Below are 18,876 nucleotides of genomic sequence, written 5' to 3'. Positions count from 1 at the left end.
CCGGCGTGCCGGGCCCTTCCGCAAGAGGCAACGACCACGAGGGACGTCTCATGAAATCACTGAAGCTGATCGGCCTGGCACTTGGCGCTTCGTTCGCATTATCGGCGAGCGCGTTCGCGCAAGACATCACCATCGCCGTCGCGGGCCCGATGACGGGCTCCGAATCCGCTTTCGGCCGGCAGATGAAGAACGGCGCCGAGCAGGCGGTCGCCGACATCAACGCCGCCGGCGGCGTGCTCGGCAAGAAGCTCGCGCTGGAAGCTGACGACGACGCCTGCGATCCGAAGCAGGCGCGCTCGATCGCGGAAAAGATCGGCTCTTCGAAGATCCCGTTCGTGGCCGGCCATTTCTGCTCGTCGTCCTCGATCCCGGCCTCCGAGGCCTATGCCGACGCCAACGTGCTGCAGATCACCCCGGCCTCGACCAACCCGCTGTTCACCGAGCGCAAGCTCTGGAACGTGGCGCGCGTCTGCGGCCGTGACGACCAGCAGGGCCTGGTCGCAGCCGACTACATCATGAAGAATTACAAGGGCAAGAACGTCGCGATCCTGAACGACAAGACCACCTACGGCAAAGGCCTCGCCGACGAGACCAAGAAGGCGCTGAACAAGGCCGGCTTCCAGGAGAAGATGTTCGAGTCCTACAACAAGGGCGACAAGGACTTCAACTCGATCGTCTCGCGCCTGAAGCGCGACAACATCGATCTGGTCTATGTCGGCGGCTACCATCAGGAAGCCGGCCTGATCCTGCGCCAGATGCGCGACCAGGGCCTGCAGACCGTGCTGATGGCCGGCGATGCCATGAACGACAAGGAATTCGCCTCGATCACCGGCCCCGCCGCCGAAGGCACGCTGTTCACCTTCGGCCCCGACCCGCGCAACAAGCCGACCGCGAAGGCGATCGTCGAGAAGTTCAAGGCCAAGAACATCGACCCCGAGGGCTACACGCTTTACACCTACGCCGCGATGCAGGTCTGGACGCAGGCCGTCGCCAAGGCCGGTTCGACCGACGCCAAGAAGGTGATGGACACCATCAAGGCCGGCGAGTGGGACACCGTGCTCGGCAAGATGGCCTTCGACGCCAAGGGCGACATCAAGGCGATCGATTACGTCGTCTACAAGTGGGACGCCAAGGGCAACTACACCGAGATCAATCCGAAGGGCTCCTGAGCCTCTCTCGCGTCTGATCCAATCAGAGTACGAGAACGCCCCGGTCCGCCGGGGCGTTTTCTTGACCTGTTGCCTGCAAGTCTTACCGCAGGTGCCTGCCCGCCCATGCCCGACGGTTGATGCATCCGTTGCGGCTGCTATACCGGATCGATCGGACAGCAGGCGGATGGACCCATCGTGAAAAACCTTCTCACCGATATTGCCGGCGTTGCCGTCGGCCATGCCGACGATCCCACGGTCGCCTCCGGTGTCACCGCCATCCTGTTCGAGCGGCCGGCGGTCGCCTCGATCGATGTCCGCGGTGGCGGTCCCGGGACCCGCGAGGAAGCGCTGCTTTCGCCGCACAACGTCGTCGAGGCGATCGACGCCATCGCGCTGTCCGGCGGCTCGGCGCACGGGCTCGATGCCGCCGGCGGCGTGCAGGCCTGGCTCGCCGAGCGCGGCCGCGGCTTCCGTATCCGCGACGCGGTGATCCCGATCGTGCCGGGCGCGATCTGCTTCGACCTGCTCAACGGCGGCAACAAGGCGTGGGGACGCTTTCCGCCCTATCGCGACCTCGGCTACGCGGCGGCCAATGCCGCCTCCGATGACTTCGAGCTCGGCAGCGTCGGCGCCGGCATGGGCGCGACCACGGCCAACCTGAAGGGCGGCCTCGGCTCGGCGTCCGACATGACCGACGACGGCGTGACGGTCGCGGCGCTCGCGGTGGTCAACGCGGTCGGCAGCGTCACGGTCGGCAGCGGCCCCTGGTTCTGGGCGGCGCCGTTCGAGGTCGGCGGTGAATTCGGCGGGCGCGGCCTGCCGCCCTCGTTCACGCCGGACATGCTAAAGGCGCGGCTGAAGGGCGGCGCCGACGCGCGCGCCGTCGAGAACACCACCCTCGTCGTCGTGGTGACCGATGCGCAGTTGACGAAGCCGCAGGCACGGCGGCTTGCGATGATCGCGCAGACCGGCATGGCGCGCGCGATCTATCCGGTGCACGCCCCGCTCGACGGCGACGTGGTGTTTGCCGCCGCGACCGGCGCCAGGCCGATCGATCCGCTGTTCGGCCTCACCAGGCTCGGTGCGCTCGCCGCCAACACGGTGGCGCGCGCCATCGCCCGCGGCGTCCATTCAGCGGCCGCGCTGCCATTCGCCGGCGCGCTACCGAGCTGGCGGGACAGATTCGGTTAGATCATCGCGCTTCTGGCTCTGCCGTCATTGCGAGCGAAGCGAAGCAATCCATCTGTCCGCACATGTGGACAGATGGATTGCTTCGTCGCTCCAGCGCAAAATTGCTTTGCAATTTTGTCGCCGAGCTCCTCGCAATGACGGAAATTACCAGTCTCGTCTTAAGCGCTGACCGAAATCGCAGCGAAGTCCTGCGCCGAGATCGCCTTCGCCTGGCGCTGGATCAGCTGCTCGACGATATTGTAGGACGAAGCCGCGTTGAGGGTCGCGGAGGATGTGGCCGGCGTCGTCATAGCCACCTTCGAGCCGTCGGCATAGGTCGTCGTCGTGGTGGTCGAGCCGTCGCTGTTGGTCACCGACGTCGAGGTCGCGCCGTCCAGCGCCTGCATCAAGGGATCGGAGCTCGATCCGCCCGCGCCGCTGCTGGATTCGTCGGTCGAGCCACTGGCCATGTGATGGCGATGATGGCCACCGCCCTTGTGGCCCTGCAAGGCCTGGGACATCTCGTCGAGGCTGACGTTACCGTCGCCATTGCTGTCGAGCTTGGAGAACACGTCGTCGGCCTGCGCCGTATTGGTGCCGCCGGCGCCGAGCGCGTTCTCGAATTCCGACTGGGTGATCTTGCCGTTGCCGTCGGCATCGATCTGCGAGAACAGGTCCTTGAGCGCATCCGAGCGGCTGGCCGCCGTCGGGCTGTTTGAAACCGCGGTCTGGGACTGGCTTTGCGCGGAAATCAGCGCGCCCATCGTCAGGGGCGAAATCTGCGGAGAGCCGCTGCCCGAGCCGATACCGGTGCTGCTGCCGGCCGACGTCGATGTACCGGTCGAAGGGGCGAACAGGCCGGTGGTCTGATTCCCCTGACCAGAGCTGCCGGTCTTGGTCGTCGACTTCGACGACATCAGCGAGCTCAAGAGGTCAATGGCCGACGACGCAGCGCCAAGGGCGAACAGCATGGCAATACTCCAACAGGGCCGCGCCTGGCGGCTCAAACGCTGGTCAATGGCTGAGCAAAGGGCGTGCCATGGCAAAAACCCAGCAAAACCAGGCGTTCCCGCATCGAAGCGGGTTCCGCGCACCCGGCAAGAGCTGCCGCCGGCGGAAGAATTTTCCGGTCGCAGAGCGCCGTCCGCTCGTCATTGCCCGCCACGCGTCCGCATGTTAGGCGGACTCACCCGTCGCCCCCTGAAGTGTTCCGGAACAGCTGACATGACTCAGTCATTCACCCCGCGTCCCCTCGTTATCGCTCCGTCGATCCTGGCGTCGGATTTCTCAAAGCTCGGCGAGGAGGTCCGCGCCGTCGACCAGGCCGGCGCCGACTGGATCCATCTCGACGTGATGGACGGACACTTTGTGCCGAACATTTCCTATGGCCCCGACGTCATCAAGGCGATGCGGCCGCACACCAAAAAGATCTTCGACGCCCATCTGATGATCTCGCCCTGCGATCCCTACCTGGAGGCGTTCGCCAAGGCGGGCTGCGACCATATCACGGTGCATGCCGAGGCCGGCCCGCATTTGCACCGCTCGCTGCAGGCGATCCGCGCGCTCGGCAAGAAGGCCGGCGTCTCGCTCAATCCGGCAACGCCGGCGAGCGCGATCGAATATGTGCTCGACCTGATCGACCTCGTGCTGGTCATGTCGGTCAATCCCGGCTTCGGCGGCCAGGCCTTCATCCGCTCGGCGATCGGCAAAATCAGCGATGTCAGGGCGATGATCGCGGGCCGGCCGATCGACATCGAGGTCGACGGCGGCGTTGCACCCGACGTCGCGGGCCAGCTCGCGGCCGCCGGCGCCAACGCCTTTGTCGCGGGGTCCGCCGTGTTCAAGGGCGGCACGGTCGAGGCTTACAAGACCAACATCGCCGCGATCCGCCATGCGGCGGCCGAAGCTCGCGGCGAGGCGATCTGACGATCCGGGGAAACTAGAACAGTGCGGGCGGCGTGGCCGCGGCATTCGCCGCTTGCTCGGCCGCCTCATCGCTCTCGCCGTCGTCCGCTTGCGACGCCAGCCGCGACGGCCGCACCACGGTCACCGTGCACGGCGCTTCCCCCGCGACCCTGGCGGACACGCTGCCGAGCAGCGCGCGCCGCAGCGAGTTCTGCCGCGCGCCGATGATGATGTGGTCGACCAGGTTGACCGCGGCGAACTCGAGGATCGCGGCCGCCGGATCGATCGCCTCCAGCACATGCACGGTCAACCGCCCTTCCTCGAGCCCGAACGGCCGCGCCCAGTGCTGCAGCGCCACCAGGCGGTCGACATGCTTGTTCTGGCCCTGCTCGTCATGGGTGCGGTCGATCGCCAGGCGATTGAGCTTCAGCACATTCACGCAGGCGAGCCGCGCCGAGGGCGAGGTCGACAGCACCCGCTCGGCGGTGACGCGGATGGTGTCGTTCAGCGCCTCGGCACCCTCGCCGATATCGAGCGCGACGGCCACGATCGGGCTCGAGGCGAGCTGGGCCGCGACATCGGACTTCGGCCGCGGCGGCACCGCGCCGAGATTGAAGCGGCGGCGCCAGACCGTGCTGAGCGGATCGCGGCGCAGCCGCTGCGCCCGCGCCGTCAGCTTCACCTGATCGGGATGGCCGAGATCGAAGGCAAGCTGCGCCGCGGTCGGATAGCGCGCGGCGGGGTCGATCTCCAGGCAGCGCAGCACGATTTCCTGCAGCCAAGGCGGATAGTCGGGCTTCAGCTCGCGCGGCGGATAGGGATCGCGCCACAGCCGCCGGCGCATGCCGCGCAGGCTTTCGGTCTCGCCGAAGGGGCGGACGCCGGTGGTGAAGAAGTAGAGCAGCACGCCGAGCGAAAACAGATCGCTGCGCGGATCGTCGCGGACGCCGAGCAAGCGCTCCGGCGCCATGTAGGGCGCGGTGCCGTAAGGCAGCCGAAACTCCTCCTGCAACAGGTCGGGCAGATGCCGGTGATGCGAGAGGCCGAAATCGATCAGCACCGCCTCGCCGCGCTCGCGGAACATGATGCTGCTCGGCTTGATGTCGTGATGGATGACGTTCTGCCGGTGCAGGCTGGCGAGCGCGGTGGCGACCTTGCCGCCGATCACCCTCACCTCCTCATACGGCATCGGCAGCTCGCCGAGCCGCTTGTAGAGCGTCTGACCGGGGATGCGCTCCATCACCACATAGGCCTGGCGTTCGAAGTCGCCGGTGCCGAAACAGGCCGGCACGTGCGGCCCCGACAGCCGCGGCAGGATCATCTGCTCCATCTCGAAGCTGACGATCGCGGCCGGATCCTCGCCCTCCGAGGTGAGCGGCACCTTCATCAGCAGCGGCACGGTGATGCCGGGATGGGTGACGCTCCACAGCGTCGCCATGCCGCCGCGGTGCACGCGTTCGCCGATGGTGAAGCCATCGATCTCGGCGCCCGCCTGCATCGCCAGCGCCGCCATCGGCGTCACCGGCCGAGCGGCAGGCGGTCGGCGAGCCAGTGCGGCAGGCCGTTCGCCTTGATCCGCGCCGCCGCGGTTGCGACGTCGTAGGGCACGCGATGAAAGGTGATCTCGCGGCTTATGGTATCGAACATCGCAAACGACGCCGCGGGATCGCCGTCGCGCGGCTGGCCGACCGAGCCGAGCACCGCAAGCCAGCGCCGCCCCGGCAGCAACTGAACGGCGATGCCCGAAGTCGGAACGAAGCTCGTCATCTTGGCGGTCGAGGACATCGAATAGAGGCCGGGACGATGGATGTGGCCGCAGAACGTGATCTGCAGCTCGGTGGCCATCATGCTGCGCGCGGCGTCCGCGGTGTCGCGCACGTAGCGCCATTTCGCGGGCTCCGAAGCTTCGGAGTGCACGTAGAGCCGATTGTCCTCCTCCCGCGACATCGGAAGCTCGGCAAGGAACGCCTTCTGCTCGCCGCTGAGCCGGCCGCGGGTCCAGTCGATCGCAGCCTGCGCCTCGGCATTCATGCTGTCGCTCGGCACGCCGATCGCATTGTCATGATTGCCGCGCACCGCGATCGCGCCCTTGGCGACGAGGTCCATCACCGTGTCGACGGCCCATTCGGGATCGGCACCGTAGCCGACGATATCGCCGAGGCAGATCAGCCGCTCGGCGCCGCGCGCATGCGCAGCGTCGAGGCAGGCGGCGAAGGCCTGCCGGTTGGCGTGAATATCGGCAAACAGTGCAAGCCGCATCGTGGTCCGCGTTGCTGATCCCTATCCGATATCAAGCACATGCGGCCCCGGGCTCGCAATCGGGCCAAAGGCATCAGGTGGTCAGGGGATGTCGGCAGAAAGCTCAGCTAGGGCTTGCAGACCCGCAGGCCCTTCAGCAGCAGGGCCAGCAGCGCATCGATCCGCCCCGGGCATTCCGGCTTGGCCCATTCCTCAGCATGCGCCGGGTGATGGTAGCGGACGGTGGCGTCGAACACGGCACGGGCGGTCGCCTTCACATTGTCGATCTCGAACACGCCCTGCGCGACACCGTCGGAGAGGATTTTCGCGATCAGGTCGACCTGCTTGTCCTTGTAGGCTTCCACCACCTCGCGCGCGTCCTGCGCCAGCGCCAGGTAGGTCGCGAACATCTCGGGATCGTCGCAGACCTTCTTCTGCTTGATCGTGAAGGCGGTGCGCAACCATTGCTCCAGCCGCTCCGGCGCCGGGCCTTCGCCGGCTGCGATCTTGCACAGCGGCTCGTTGGCGCGGTCGAGCCAGCGCTTGGCGACGGCATCGCGCAGCGAGGCTTTGCTGGGGAAGTGACGGTAGACGCTGCCGTGGCTGACATCCAGCGCACGGGCAACGTCGACAACGGTGGCCTTGGTCAACCCGAAGCGCCTCAAGACATCCTCAGTTGCCTCAAGGATCCGCTCGGGTGTCAAAACCACCGCCTCGTTCATGCGTTTACCGTCTGGTTATCGCTGTCCTGCCCGCGGGTGAACTTGGCGGCCTGGGCGGCCAAGTGGCGAGCGACGCGAAGATTGAGCCACTGTTGAATCTGGGCGGTCAATTGAAAGATTTCTATGGTCATGGAGGTAGTCCTTCGAGGTAGTCAAATTAAGTCCGGCTCCCCGGCCAAACGCCGGAACAGCCACTGGGCGCCCTCCTCCCTTGGGCTGATGAATATATACACCATCCCGCTGACAGATTTCAATATCTGTCAGACAATATTTTGTGAAATGACAGCGGTCCTCCCGGGAAAGCCCCCGGCTGATGGGCGCTACAACGTTCCGTGAGCAGCGGGGGCGATCTGCCAATCCGCGCCTATCTCTCGCTCGGGGCTACCTGGGAGAGACTTGCATGGACCGGCCAATGACCTTGAAGGAGATCGCCAAGATCACCGCGGGCGCGGTGGTCTCGCTCGTCATTGTCGGGTGGCTGATGGTTCTTGCGATCGCATTCCTGACGGTGCTGTGAGCCCGCCTCACCGCGCCGGCCCCTCACCGGGCTTGGCGACGGAATCGAAAGGGGCCGCTTCACGCAGCGGCCCCTTTGCCGGGAAAATCGCTTCGGGATGAAATCTAGCCCCGGTTAGCCCCAAGACTACACACTTCAGGGAATTGAGGAATTCCGGATGATTACTGTCCATCCCGCTGACTGATTATTCCCGATCCCTATTTTTGTGCCACCCTCCCGGGGAGGCATCCTGCTATCGCTGCTCGTCCTTGGGCGGCATCCGGGGCGGCGGCAGCGGCGTGAACACCGACCCTTGCGCGCCGGCCGGCGGGGCCACGAACGTCCCCGTCGTGGAATCACCGCCGGTCGTCTCCAGGATCGTCTTCGGCGTGATGTACTCCCTGACGAAGTCGATGATGGTGCCGTCGCCGCCGCCGAAATCCGCCGCCCGTCCGCCTTGCGGGTGCCCGGCCTTGATCTCGTTCTCGGCGGTGTGGGTCTGCGCCGCCAGCGCGTCGCTATAGGGAATGCGGAAGGCGCGCGGGATCGCGCTCGGCCGGTTGTCCTCGTCAAGCTCCTCGACCCAGAGATAGATCGAGCCGGGGTCGCCCTCCAGCGAATGCGGCTCCACGATCCGCGTCGACAGCAGCTTGAAATTCGCCGGCAATTTTTCCGCGGACGCCCAGCCGAGCAGATCGCGCATGCCGCCGAAGCTGACGAAATAGAACGCGCTGGTCACGACGATGACGACAGCCTTCAGCGACCAGTGCAGCCGCGCATAGACCAGCACGATCAAGAGCAGCGCACCGACCACCGCGTATGCGACCGCAAGCGTGAGGATCGCCGACTGCAAGCTAATCATTGCGGAGCACCCTGACGCCGGATTTCGGGACGCCGGTGTTAGGATCGAGGTCGCCGCCGTTGCGCCAGCTGCTGCGGAAGGTCTCGAGCAGCGATTTCGGCCGCCGGTCGACGTTGATCACCTTGCCCTCGGCATCGAGACGAAACCTGACCGCGGTCTTCTCGTCGCCGGTGTGATCGACGGTCAGCTTGTCGTCGAAGATCACCTGCGCGGTCGGATTGAGCTTCTGCACCTTCACATTGGCCTGCACTGGCTGGCCGGTCGTCGCCTGGAAATGCGAGACGTTGACGGTGTATTCGCCGGCGACGACGCCGCGCAGCGTGACGATCTCCTCGCGGATCGGCGATGCGATCTTTTTGCCGTTGACCACGATGAAGTCGTTGGCGCCGCCGCGGTCGTCGCGATCGAGCGTCAGGAAGCCGGCCTCGCGATGCCGGTACCAGGCGATGTTGCCGGCCGGATCCTGCACGAACAAGTCGAGATCGTCAGGATGGTTGTCCGGCCAGTCCATCGTGATGATGAACTCCGCCTTGGATTCGATCTTGCCTTCCTTGGAGTCCGGCGACACCGCAAGCAGCGCCAAGAAGAACAGGAAGGCGATGACCTGCAGCGCCTTGAACAACATCACGCCGAGCGGATCGAACGGCTCCTCGCGCGGATAGAGCCCGAACTCATCCATCATGACGGCGTACCAAGGCGACGTTCGAGGGCCGGCGTGACGTGCGTCTCGGTCAGCACGACTGCGTCGGAAAACACCCGCTGGGTCGCGGAATCGAGCATGTAATACTGGATCCGGACCAGGATCGATCCGATCAGCCCGGCCAGCGTCGTGTACATCGCGACCGCCATGCCGTCGCTCATCAGGCCCATCGACGATTTCATCGCGACCTTGTCGGCGGCATCCAGCGAAGCGATCGGCGCCAGCATGATGATGAAGCCGATGATGGTGCCGAGCAGGCCGAGCTTCATCAGCGTGTCGGAGACGAAGGCGCCGAAGCCGTTGGACCCGCGCAGCCGGTCCGCCAGCGTCCGCAGCAGCAGGGTCTGGTCGATGCGCCCCTTGGCCTGCGCCTCGGCCTTCTGCACCAGGCTCTTGATGTGATCGGTGACGAGCCCGCCGGGCAGGCCGCGGGCATTTGATGCGAGCGCCCCCGATGCAAGGATCTTGGCGCCATCGGGCGCGGCGAGGATGGTGCGGCAGGAGCGCGCGACCTCGCCTTCCCGCGCGATCGCCCGCGTCCGCCAGAAGCAATGGATGCAGGTGACGATGTAAAGGACGGCGATGACGCTGGAAATGTAGGTGCGGTCGGAACTGATCATGAGGCGGATCAGCCCGTAGCGCCACAGCAGGAATGCGGCGAACACCGAAAGGCCGGTGAAGATCATCCAGAGCAGCAGGGCGCTGCGCTCTGCCGCGTCCGTGCCGGCCGATGCGGCCGCGACATCGACCTTGGCATCCATGCTGCGTGAGCTCCCTGTGTTCCGTGAGGCGCGGCGCGGGCCTCACCTTCCGTTAGAGCAGAGCCGGCCTGCGCCGTCCAAAGACATCTGCCCAGATTCCGTCAGGCAAATTTCCCGACCTGCGTAGCTTCGCATGCTTGCGATTGGCGGGGAACAGCGGTGCTGTTAGCATCGCACCTCTCGTTTGAGCATGACCAGCCGCTTCTCTCCGTTCCGGATCATGCTCTGGCCGTGGAGTGATCGCATGCGCCTTGTGCTTCAACTGGTCGCCCGCCTGCTCGTGATCGTCGCGCTATGCCTCGGCGCGGCCACCGTCTGGGCCACGATCGACGCCTATCGCAGTGTCGATCGTGCCACGCAGGCATCCGCCGAGCGGGTTTCGCAATCGCTCGAGGCGCTGTACTGGCGCGAATTGCTGCTGCGCAGCAACCGGATGCGCGAGCAATTGCTGCCGGCACCGGACTGGCGCACCATCGAAACCATGGGCCTGATCGCGCCCGGGATCTGCGTGCAGTTCGAACCGGCCGGCGCCTTCGAGAAGCCGCTCTGCGGCCAGAGCAAGGGGATCGGCAAGGCGCCGCCACGCTGGTTCGCGGCCACCGTGCAGATGATACTCGGCGATCACGCCACCGTGGAGCGGCCGATCAGCGCCCGCGCCGCGACCGCGGGAACCGTCCGCGCCATCGCCGATCCGGACGCCGCGATCGCGCTCGCCTGGCAGCACATCCTCGACAACATCCATGTCGCGCTGTTGATGGCCCTCGCCATCGCGCTGCTCGCTTCGCTTGCGATCGCGCACACGCTGGCGCCCGCCCACTCGATCGTGTCCGCGCTGCGGCGGATGGCCGACGGCGAGTACCGTACGCCGCTGCCGCGCGTCCGCTCGATGGAGCTCGCGATGATCGGGCGCGCCGTCAGCGATCTCGGCGACCGCCTCGCGCTTGCCGAGGAGGAACGCACGGTGCTGACCAGGCGGCTGCTCGAAATCCGCAACGACGAACGCCGCACGCTGGCGCGCGAGCTGCACGATGAGTTCGGCCAGAATCTCACCGCGATCCTCGCCTTCGCCAACACGATCGAGGCAAGCGCCGGAGACAAGTACGCCGCCGGCACCGAAATTGCACAGGATGCACGGATGATCTCGCAGGCGACGCGCCGCATCATGGCGTGCCTGCGCGATACACTGAACCGGCTGCGCCATCCGCCGGCCGAAGAGCTCGGGCTGGAGGCAAGCCTCGTCGATCTCGTCGACAGCTGGCGGTCGCGCACGGCGCAGCCGATGATCCAGCTCGATCTGCAGGGCGACCTTGCCGACATCAGCGGCACGGTCGCCGCCACCGCCTATCGCGTCGCGCAGGAATGCCTGACCAATGCGCTGCGCCACAGCTCGGCGCGCGAGATCGTGCTGCGGATCGAGCGGCGCACCGGAAGCGAGAACGCCCTGCTGGTGCGCGTCGAGGACGACGGCGGCGGCGATGCGGCCAAGGTGGCGCAATCCGCGGGCTTCGGCCTCACCGGCGTCAGCGAACGCGTCACAGCCCTCGGCGGCTCGCTGTCGATCGCGCGCGCCAGCCGCGGCCTGTCGGTCGCCGCCACGATCCCGCTCGCCGCCTGAGATGACAACCGTGACGACGACAACGGCGAAGATTCGGGGCATCTCGATCCTGCTGGTGGACGATCATCCGGTGGTCCGCCAGGGCTATCGGCGCGTGCTCGAGCATCAGGACGATTTCCACGTGGTCGCCGAAGCCGACAACGCCGCCAGTGCCTATCGCGCGTTCAAGTCGCACCAGCCGGACGTGGTGGTGATGGATATCTCGATGCCGGGTGCCAGCGGGCTGGAGGCGATCCGCAACATCCGCGCGCGCGACCCTGACGCGCGCATCCTCGTCTTCAGCATGCATAGCGAGGCGGCCCAGGTGAAAGCGGCATTCGGCTCCGGCGCCAGTGGCTTCGTCACCAAGGGCAGCGAACCGGCCGAGCTGATCGCGGCGATCCGCTCGGTGGCGCGCGGCGAGCATGCGATGAGCGACGACGTCGCCCGCGTGCTGGCGATGGAAAGCCTGGTGCCGACCCGATCGGCGCTCGACCAGCTCGGCGAGCGCGAGATCGAAATCCTCCGGCAGCTGGCCGCCGGCAGCACCAAGGAGCAGATCGCCGCCAACCTCAACCTCAGCACCAAGACCGTGCAGAACTATCACTACCTCATCAAGGCCAAGACCGGCATGCGGACCGACGCCCAGCTGGTCCGCCTCGCCGTCGAATGCGGGCTGGCGAATTTGTAGCCCGCTCCCGTAGCCCGGGTGAGCGCAGCGACACCCGGGGCTGGTTGTGCATATCCCCGGATATCGCTTGCGCTCATCCGGGATACTGACGCCATTCCCGCGTGACAAGTCGGCGGGTTACGCTACGCTGACCCGCCCACCAAAGTTCACAAGAAACGGACGCTCCCCATGCCCATCGTCAATCGCGTTGCCGCCCTCTCGGATGAAATGGCCGCCTGGCGCCATGACTTCCATGAGAATCCCGAACTGCTCTACGAAGTCCACCGCACCGCCGGCATCGTCGCCGACAGACTGCGCGAGTTCGGCTGCGACGAGGTGGTGACGGGGATCGGGCGCACCGGCGTGGTCGGCGTGATCCGCGGCCGCAAGTCCACTTCGGGAAAGACCATCGGCCTGCGCGCCGACATGGACGCGCTGCCGATCGCGGAGGCCTCGGGCGTCGCCTACGCCTCGAAGATTCCCGGCAAGATGCACGCGTGCGGCCATGACGGCCACACCGCAATGCTGCTCGGCGCCGCCAAATATCTCACCGAGACGCGCAATTTCGACGGCACCGCGGTCGTGATCTTCCAGCCCGCCGAGGAAGGCGGCGCCGGCGGCAAGGCGATGGTCGACGACGGGCTGATGACCCGGTGGGGCATCCAGGAGGTCTACGGCCTGCACAACATGCCCGGCCTGCCCGAGGGTTACTTCGCGACGACGCCGGGCCCGATGCTGGCCTCGTCAGACACGTTGAAGATCGTGGTCCACGGCAAGGGCGGCCACGCCGGCGCCGCCCCGCACGAGGCGGTCGACAGCGTGCTGATCGGCGCCCAGATCATCAATGCGTTGCAGTCGATCGTATCGCGCAATGTCGACCCGCTGAAATCGGCGGTCATCTCGATCACCATGTTCGAGGCCGGCACCGCGTTCAACGTGATCCCGGAGACCGTGACGCTGGGCGGCACCGTGCGCACGCTCGATCCCGGTGTGCGCGACCTGGTCGAGCGCCGGATCGGCGAGGTCGCCTCCAGCATCGCCAAGGCCTATGGCGGCTCGGCCGAGACGGATTATGGACGCATGTATCCGGTGACGTTGAACCACGCGCGCGAGGCCGGCGTCGCCGCCGAGGTCGCCCGCGATGTGGTCGGCGCCGACCGCGTCAACGACAATCTGGTGCCGGTGATGGGCGCCGAGGATTTCGCCTTCATGCTGGAAGCGCGACCCGGCGCGTTCGTCTTCCTCGGCATGGGCGACGGTCCGATGTGCCACCACCCCGCCTACAAGTTCAACGACAACATCCTCGGCCACGGCGCCTCCTACTGGGTGCGGCTGGTCGAGAAGCAGATGCCGGCGGGCTAGCGCCGCTCGTGCAGCCACGGCCCGGTCGCCCGCTTCGCGACCGGGCCGCCAGCTTTCACAAGCGCGGCTGCTGCTGCGTCACGCAGTGGATGCCGCCGCCACCGGCGGCGATGCCGTCGATATCGAGCTGGATGATTTCCCGGTCGGGGTACAGGTCGCGCAGCTTGTCGCGCGCGTTGCGGTCCGCTGCCGCATCACCGAATTCCGGCGCGATCACGGCACCGTTGCAAACGTAGAAATTGATGTAGCCGGCGGCGAAGCCGTCGTCGTTTCCGTACTTTGGACGGACCGTCGACGGTCCCTGCAACTCCACGACCTTCAGGTGTCGACCTCTTGCGTCTGTCGACTTGGGCAGGATTGCCAGGTGTTCTCTCGTCACCTCGTAATCGTCGAACGACGTATCCATCTCCAGGCCCGCGACAACGACGCCCGGGCTGGTGAAGCGCGCGTAGAAATCGGTATGGCCGTCGGTAATGTCGTCTTTGTTGTGACAGCCGGGTAGCCAGATGATCTCCTGCAGCCCGAGCAGGCGGAAGAGTTCAGCCTCGCATTCATCCTTCGTCAAACCAGGATTGCGATTGTCGTTGAGAACACAGCTTTTGGTGATGATCGCTGTCCCCTCGCCGTCGACTTCGATGCCGCCGCCCTCCAGCTTCGGGCCGGCCTTGATGAACTCAGCTTGCGCAAGCTCGGCCACACGTTCCGCGATCTTGGCATCATGCGCATGCCTTTGTTTCCCGCCCCAGCCGTTGAAGTTGAAGCCGACGGCTCCGAGTTGCCCTGACGGGTTCGTTACAAAGACCGGTCCGGTGTCCCTGATCCAGATGTCGTCGAGCGGTTGAACAACGAGGTTCACCCGAGGGCCGCATAGCCGCGCGGCAATATCGTAGTCTTCCTTGCGCACCAGCATGTTCACGGGCTCATGAGCCGCGATCTCCTTCGCGACCAGGGCGAGGTTTTCCCTGACCACCGGAAGCAGCCGCTGCTTGCGCCAGATCTTAGTGTCGTGCGCGAACGCCATCCAGGTGGCGACATGCAAAGCGCTCTCGTCCGGCATCCGCCAACGGCGGTCAGCGTCCGGTGCGGAGTTTCTCATGTGGACAAACCGGCTTGGTCCGCCGCGCCCGTCCCCACCATCCGCGCGGCGACACGGTCGCGCTTGACGAAGTGGTGGAAGGCGACCGCGGCGAGGTGCAGCACGATCAGCGCCAGCAAGACATAGGCGAAGAAGATGTGGCGATCCTCAAAGGCATCCGCCGCCGCCTTGTCGGGCGAGGTGATCTGGGGAACGTGAAACAGGCCGAAGAAGCTCGAATAATCCTGGGCGCGGGCGCCGGAATGCGCCCACCCCAGCATCGCCACCAGGAGGGTGACGGCGTAGAGCGCGCCGTGGCTGACCCGGGCGGCGATCCGCTGCCAGGAGGGCATCTCGGCCGGCAGCGCCGGCGTCGGGTTGACGCCGCGCCAGACCAGCCGCAGCACGGTGAGCAGCAGCACCAGGTAGCCGATATCGGCGTGGATCGAGCGGTAGAAGAACTTGTCCGCCCGCGCCGGGACGTGGTTCATCCACCAGCCATAGGCCAGCATGCCGATGATGGCGATGCCGAGCACCCAGTGGAACGCGCGGGCGAGCGAGCCCCAGCTCGCGGCGGTATTGCGGATCATGTCGCGTGGCCCCCTTGCGGCCGCATTTTTGGATTTCACACGTCGCAGCAATAGTTTGCCGTGATACTTGCAGCTATCGGTCAAGGCCATGTGAAATTCCCGGCTTCACCGCCTTTTGTCGGCCGAAGCGGCCGGATAGCCAAAAACAACTGAATGGTAACCCTGCTTCGGATAGAGTTTTCGCGTGTCCACTCCCCCGACCATCCTTGTGTTCGATTCCGGTCTCGGCGGCCTCACCGTGCTGCGCGAGATCGTCCGCGCCCGGCCCGACGCGCATTACGTCTATGTCGCCGACGACGCCTTCTTCCCCTATGGCCATCACGGCGAGGACGAGATCATCGCCCGCGTGGTGCCGCTGGTCGGTGAGCTGATCGCGGCCCACGCGCCCGACCTCGTCGTGATCGCCTGCAACACGGCGTCCACGCTGGTCATGGCGCATTTGCGCGACGCCTATCCTTTGCCCTTCGTCGGCACCGTGCCGGCGATCAAGCCGGCCTGCGCCTCGTCGAAAACGAAGCGCGTGTCGGTGCTCGGCACAAGGGGCACCGTGAAGCGCGAATATACCCGCAAGCTGATCTCGGACTTTGCGCAAGGCTGCGAGGTGACGCTGGTCGGCTCCGGCGAGCTCGCTTCGCTGGCGGAGGCCGCCCTCAGCGGCGAGAGGGTGCGCGACGAGGATATCGCGGCCGAGCTCGCGCCCTGCTTCGTCGGCGATGGCGCCCATGACCCCGCCCGCACTGACACCGTCGTGCTCGCCTGCACGCATTATCCGCTGCTGCTGGAGCGCCTCAGGAGGCTCGCGCCCTGGCCGGTCGACTGGATCGATCCGGCGCCGGCGATCGCACGCCGCGTCGCCGACCTGCTCGGCCCGGCAGGCTCGGAGAGTGACCAGGCCGGCGCCGAGATGATCTTCACATCGAAGCGCCCGCACGCGCTGACGGAAGCGCTGACGCCATTCTTCGGCGGCCGCGTGCCGGCCTGATCCTTTTCGCCGTCACAACGCGCTGCTAGCCTCTGCTCTCCTTCGAGGGAGGACCAAATTTGACCGCAGCCCCGCTGACACCGCTCAATCGCCTGCGCGAGGCGTGGCGCGACAAGCGCCCGACCTTCGGCGCGATCGCGACCATTCCGAGCATCCAGACCGTGCAGATCATGGCGCAGTCGTTGGACTGGATCATCGTCGATCTCGAGCACGGCCCGATCGATCTCGGCACCGCCCATGCGATGATCGTGGCGACCTCGGGCACGCCCTGCGTGCCGATGGTGCGGATCGCCGCCAACGAGCCGCATCTCGCCAAGGCACCGATGGACATCGGCGCGCTCGGCATCAATTTTCCGATGATCTGCAACGCAAGCGATGCGGTGAAGGCGGTGCGCAGCGTGCGCTATCCGCCGCAAGGCGACCGGCTCTGGGGACCGTTCCATGCGCCGTTCCGCTGGGGCGTCTCGATGAACGACTATATGGCGACCGCTGACGACGACATGATCTGCATGATCACGATCGAGCACGTCGATGCCGTCAACCGCATCGACGAGATCATGGCGACACCGGGCATCGACCTCGCGGTGATTGGCCCCGGCGATCTCGCCACCTCGATCAACAAGCGCGGCCTGCCCGACGATCCCGAAGTGGTCGCGCTGATGCAGCGCGCCGAACAAGGCATCATGAAGAGCGGCGTGCCGATCGGCGGCGTCGCGCGCACCGCCGAACAGGCCAATGCGATGATCGACCGCGGCTACCTCGCGCTCGCACTCGGCTTCGACTGGTCGCTGTTCCAGCGCGGCATTGCGGCTGTGTTCGCGGGGATCAAGCGGTAGGCGTCAAACGCGGCCGCGCGGCGCTCCGCTTGTTCACAGCTGCCGGCGAGCAGGTTCCAGTCACGTCGTGAAGGAACCGCGGGCGCAACTTCCTGCATCGCGCCTGCGACGGAGTGAACGATGCGTGTCGCCGATACGGCTCGTTCGCCTGAGTAGCTCATGAATAAGCGGCACAACCCGCGCTGTTCGATGAACGGACTAATCCCAACGTCGCAAGTGCACATCACATATCGCCCGCTTTCCGCCGCGATTCCGCGCTGCTAGAGATTCGCGGGTTGGGAGGAAAATCCATGTTCAGGAAATTATTGCTTGGTCTCACTGTGATTGCCCTTGCCGGTGCCGGCGCTGCGCTGGCGCAGCAGAGCGGCATCAAGCGGACGCCGCTGCAGAAGGTCGATTTTCCGACAGGCTACAACACGATCACCGCGATCGCCGAGGTTCCGGCCGTAGGTGCGTCGGGGCGTCACACCCATCCCGGCGCTGAAACCGGCTATGTGCTCGAAGGCGAGCTCGAGCTTCTGATCGACGGCAAACCGCCGCTGAGCTGAAGGCGGGCGATTCCTACCAGATCCCGGAAGGCGCGGTGCACGACGCCAAGACGTCCGGCGACAAGCCGCTCAAGGTGCTCGGCGTCTATGTGGTCAAGGCCGGCGAGCCGTTGGCAAAACCCGCGCCGTGAGCAGAACCCTTTGGTCTCCGACCAGTTGGTTCATCTGAGCTCCAATGCGGCGAGCAACCATTTGAGCTCGCCGGGCCTTTGATTTTTTGCCTGTTTGCTAAGGAACTGAACCGAACGGATGCGCGGTAAATTTCGTCAGATTTCATTGCCGCGCCGTCTCGTCGCCGATCTGATGCATGCATCGGCCGGCGTGCCGCTGGTCTCCCTGAAGCGCACCCTGAACGTGCGGGCAATCGTCGAGGCTCGTGCACGTGCGGCGCAGGCACCGGGCTGGGCCGCCATCTTCGTCAAGGCATTCGCGCTGGTCGCCAGGACCGAGCCGACGTTACGCACGCTGCACGTCAAATGGCCGTGGCCTTGCCTCTACGAGTTGCCGCGCAGCGTCGGCATGGTGGCGATTGCCCGCGTTGAGAAGGGCGAGGATTGCGTGCTGTTCGAGCGCATCTGTGCCGCCGACGAGATGCCGCTCGCCGAGGTCGACGCGCTGATCCGCCGCGCCAAGACCGCGCCGCTGCACGAAATCCCCTCGTTCCGCAAAATGCTCTGCGTGACGCGCCTGCCGCTTCCGCTGCGCCGCCTGGCGTGGACGATCGGGATGAATTTTGGCCGGCAGCGCGCCAATTTCTGCGGCAGTTTTGGCGTGACCTCGGTCGCGGCCTATGGCCCCGGCGAGTTGCACGCGCTGAGCCCAGGGCCATTCCTGTTGAGCTACGGCGTGATCAGGCCGGACCACACTGTCGACTTGGTGCTGCGCTGGGACCATCTGGTCTGCGACGCCGCCCTGATCGCGCAGACCTTGATCCGCCTCGAGCAGGTGCTGGGCGGCGAAATCGCCGCGGAACTGGGCGCGGGCCGGCCGCAAGCCGATGCCCGGCTGGTCCGGGCGGCCGGAAGCCGCCTCTGAGGGGCAAAATCGGCGAATTTTGACGCCAATTCGGCCCAAAATGCCCTGCGTTTTGTTTGACAGAACCGGACTTTCTCCTTAAGACCACCTTGCTCGCGGGCCGGTTTTCGGCCCGCGATGCGTTTCGCGACCCGTGGTCCTCCCCGAGCTTTCGAGGCGGACCTGTCGGTACAGGCCTT

At 66.0% G+C, this 18,876-nt stretch carries 19 protein-coding genes and 1 pseudogene; 10 read left to right on the top strand and 10 right to left on the bottom strand.

The genetic code is table 11. From position 1 onward, the window contains the following. The first annotated feature begins 50 nt into the window (after positions 1–50). Together ACVWZM_RS35670 and ACVWZM_RS35665 are read left to right on the top strand one after the other, a co-directional pair. Positions 51–1,169: a branched-chain amino acid ABC transporter substrate-binding protein gene (locus tag ACVWZM_RS35670; RefSeq protein ID WP_028339917.1), complete on the top strand. Its 1,119-nt coding sequence runs from the start codon at positions 51–53 to the stop codon at positions 1,167–1,169. Between the two features lie 177 nt (positions 1,170–1,346). Continuing rightward, entirely contained in the window at positions 1,347–2,342 is a 996-nt protein-coding gene (locus tag ACVWZM_RS35665) for a P1 family peptidase (RefSeq protein WP_076828508.1), read from the top strand. A 158-nt stretch (positions 2,343–2,500) separates the two neighbouring features. Here ACVWZM_RS35665 and ACVWZM_RS35660 read toward each other — a convergent pair whose 3' ends face one another. Next, on the bottom strand, positions 2,501–3,292 hold the full coding sequence (locus tag ACVWZM_RS35660) for an EF-hand domain-containing protein (RefSeq protein ID WP_456855761.1): 792 nt from the start codon (positions 3,290–3,292) through the stop codon (positions 2,501–2,503). 253 nt (positions 3,293–3,545) lie between these two features. On the opposite strand from ACVWZM_RS35660, the gene rpe reads away from it, so the two are divergent. Then, on the top strand, positions 3,546–4,247 hold the full coding sequence (gene rpe / locus ACVWZM_RS35655) for a ribulose-phosphate 3-epimerase (protein ID WP_076828504.1): 702 nt from the start codon (positions 3,546–3,548) through the stop codon (positions 4,245–4,247). A gap of 13 nt (positions 4,248–4,260) precedes the next feature. On the opposite strand, the gene ACVWZM_RS35650 is transcribed toward rpe, so the two are convergent. From ACVWZM_RS35650 to ACVWZM_RS35620, 7 genes are all read right to left on the bottom strand, one after another. Next, the gene (locus tag ACVWZM_RS35650) at positions 4,261–5,739 is read right to left on the bottom strand and encodes a serine/threonine protein kinase (protein WP_076828502.1); all 1,479 of its coding nucleotides are present in this window, start codon (positions 5,737–5,739) and stop codon (positions 4,261–4,263) included. A 5-nt stretch (positions 5,740–5,744) separates the two neighbouring features. After that, positions 5,745–6,485, bottom strand: a complete 741-nt coding sequence (locus tag ACVWZM_RS35645; RefSeq protein ID WP_076828500.1) for a metallophosphoesterase family protein — start codon at positions 6,483–6,485, stop codon at positions 5,745–5,747. Positions 6,486–6,592: 107 nt separating this feature from the next. Continuing rightward, a complete protein-coding gene (locus ACVWZM_RS35640) occupies positions 6,593–7,186 on the bottom strand; it encodes a TetR family transcriptional regulator (RefSeq protein WP_076828498.1) in 594 nt (197 codons plus the stop codon). Then, entirely contained in the window at positions 7,183–7,317 is a 135-nt protein-coding gene (locus tag ACVWZM_RS35635) for a hypothetical protein (RefSeq protein ID WP_016843141.1), read from the bottom strand. The genes ACVWZM_RS35640 and ACVWZM_RS35635 overlap by 4 nt, the downstream gene beginning before the upstream one ends. Before the next feature lie 618 nt (positions 7,318–7,935). After that, entirely contained in the window at positions 7,936–8,544 is a 609-nt protein-coding gene (locus tag ACVWZM_RS35630) for a hypothetical protein (protein WP_076828497.1), read from the bottom strand. Further along, complete coding sequence (locus ACVWZM_RS35625; RefSeq protein WP_076828495.1) at positions 8,537–9,226, bottom strand: hypothetical protein; 690 nt, start codon at positions 9,224–9,226, stop codon at positions 8,537–8,539. The genes ACVWZM_RS35630 and ACVWZM_RS35625 overlap by 8 nt, the downstream gene beginning before the upstream one ends. Continuing rightward, positions 9,223–10,005, bottom strand: coding sequence for a MotA/TolQ/ExbB proton channel family protein (locus tag ACVWZM_RS35620; protein ID WP_253607960.1), 783 nt, complete (start codon positions 10,003–10,005; stop codon positions 9,223–9,225). The genes ACVWZM_RS35625 and ACVWZM_RS35620 overlap by 4 nt, the downstream gene beginning before the upstream one ends. A gap of 244 nt (positions 10,006–10,249) precedes the next feature. Between ACVWZM_RS35620 and ACVWZM_RS35615 the strand changes: the two genes are divergently transcribed. The 3 genes from ACVWZM_RS35615 (at position 10,250) to ACVWZM_RS35605 (ending at position 13,631) form a co-directional block, all read left to right on the top strand. Further along, on the top strand, positions 10,250–11,620 hold the full coding sequence (locus ACVWZM_RS35615) for a histidine kinase (RefSeq protein WP_076828560.1): 1,371 nt from the start codon (positions 10,250–10,252) through the stop codon (positions 11,618–11,620). 1 nt (position 11,621) lies between these two features. After that, a complete protein-coding gene (locus tag ACVWZM_RS35610) occupies positions 11,622–12,290 on the top strand; it encodes a response regulator (protein ID WP_076828491.1) in 669 nt (222 codons plus the stop codon). Between the two features lie 168 nt (positions 12,291–12,458). Next, complete coding sequence (locus ACVWZM_RS35605) at positions 12,459–13,631, top strand: M20 aminoacylase family protein (protein ID WP_076828489.1); 1,173 nt, start codon at positions 12,459–12,461, stop codon at positions 13,629–13,631. A 55-nt stretch (positions 13,632–13,686) separates the two neighbouring features. Here the strand turns inward: ACVWZM_RS35605 and ACVWZM_RS35600 are convergent, their stop codons facing one another. Both ACVWZM_RS35600 and ACVWZM_RS35595 read right to left on the bottom strand, forming a co-directional pair. Continuing rightward, positions 13,687–14,688: an agmatine deiminase family protein gene (locus tag ACVWZM_RS35600; protein WP_456855760.1), complete on the bottom strand. Its 1,002-nt coding sequence runs from the start codon at positions 14,686–14,688 to the stop codon at positions 13,687–13,689. A gap of 35 nt (positions 14,689–14,723) precedes the next feature. Next, positions 14,724–15,296 carry a cytochrome b gene (locus ACVWZM_RS35595; RefSeq protein ID WP_076828485.1) on the bottom strand — a complete coding sequence of 191 codons (573 nt, stop codon included), beginning with the start codon at positions 15,294–15,296 and terminating at the stop codon, positions 14,724–14,726. A 184-nt stretch (positions 15,297–15,480) separates the two neighbouring features. Here ACVWZM_RS35595 and murI point away from each other — a divergent pair, with 184 nt between their 5' ends. The 4 genes and pseudogenes from murI (at position 15,481) to ACVWZM_RS35575 (ending at position 18,697) form a co-directional block, all read left to right on the top strand. Continuing rightward, positions 15,481–16,278 (top strand): glutamate racemase, encoded by a 798-nt coding sequence (murI, locus tag ACVWZM_RS35590; RefSeq protein ID WP_076828483.1) that lies wholly within the window; start codon positions 15,481–15,483, stop codon positions 16,276–16,278. Positions 16,279–16,337: 59 nt separating this feature from the next. Then, complete coding sequence (locus ACVWZM_RS35585; RefSeq protein ID WP_076828481.1) at positions 16,338–17,114, top strand: HpcH/HpaI aldolase family protein; 777 nt, start codon at positions 16,338–16,340, stop codon at positions 17,112–17,114. Between the two features lie 290 nt (positions 17,115–17,404). Next, positions 17,405–17,793 (top strand): annotated as a pseudogene (locus ACVWZM_RS35580) (cupin domain-containing protein). 118 nt (positions 17,794–17,911) lie between these two features. Then, the gene (locus ACVWZM_RS35575; protein ID WP_076828479.1) at positions 17,912–18,697 is read left to right on the top strand and encodes an acyltransferase; all 786 of its coding nucleotides are present in this window, start codon (positions 17,912–17,914) and stop codon (positions 18,695–18,697) included. Positions 18,698–18,876: the final 179 nt, after the last annotated feature.

It is taken from the genome of Bradyrhizobium sp. USDA 4501, assembly GCF_054062115.1.
Note: the sequence above shows the minus strand (reverse complement) of the source record. Positions and strands in the feature narration are given on the sequence as shown.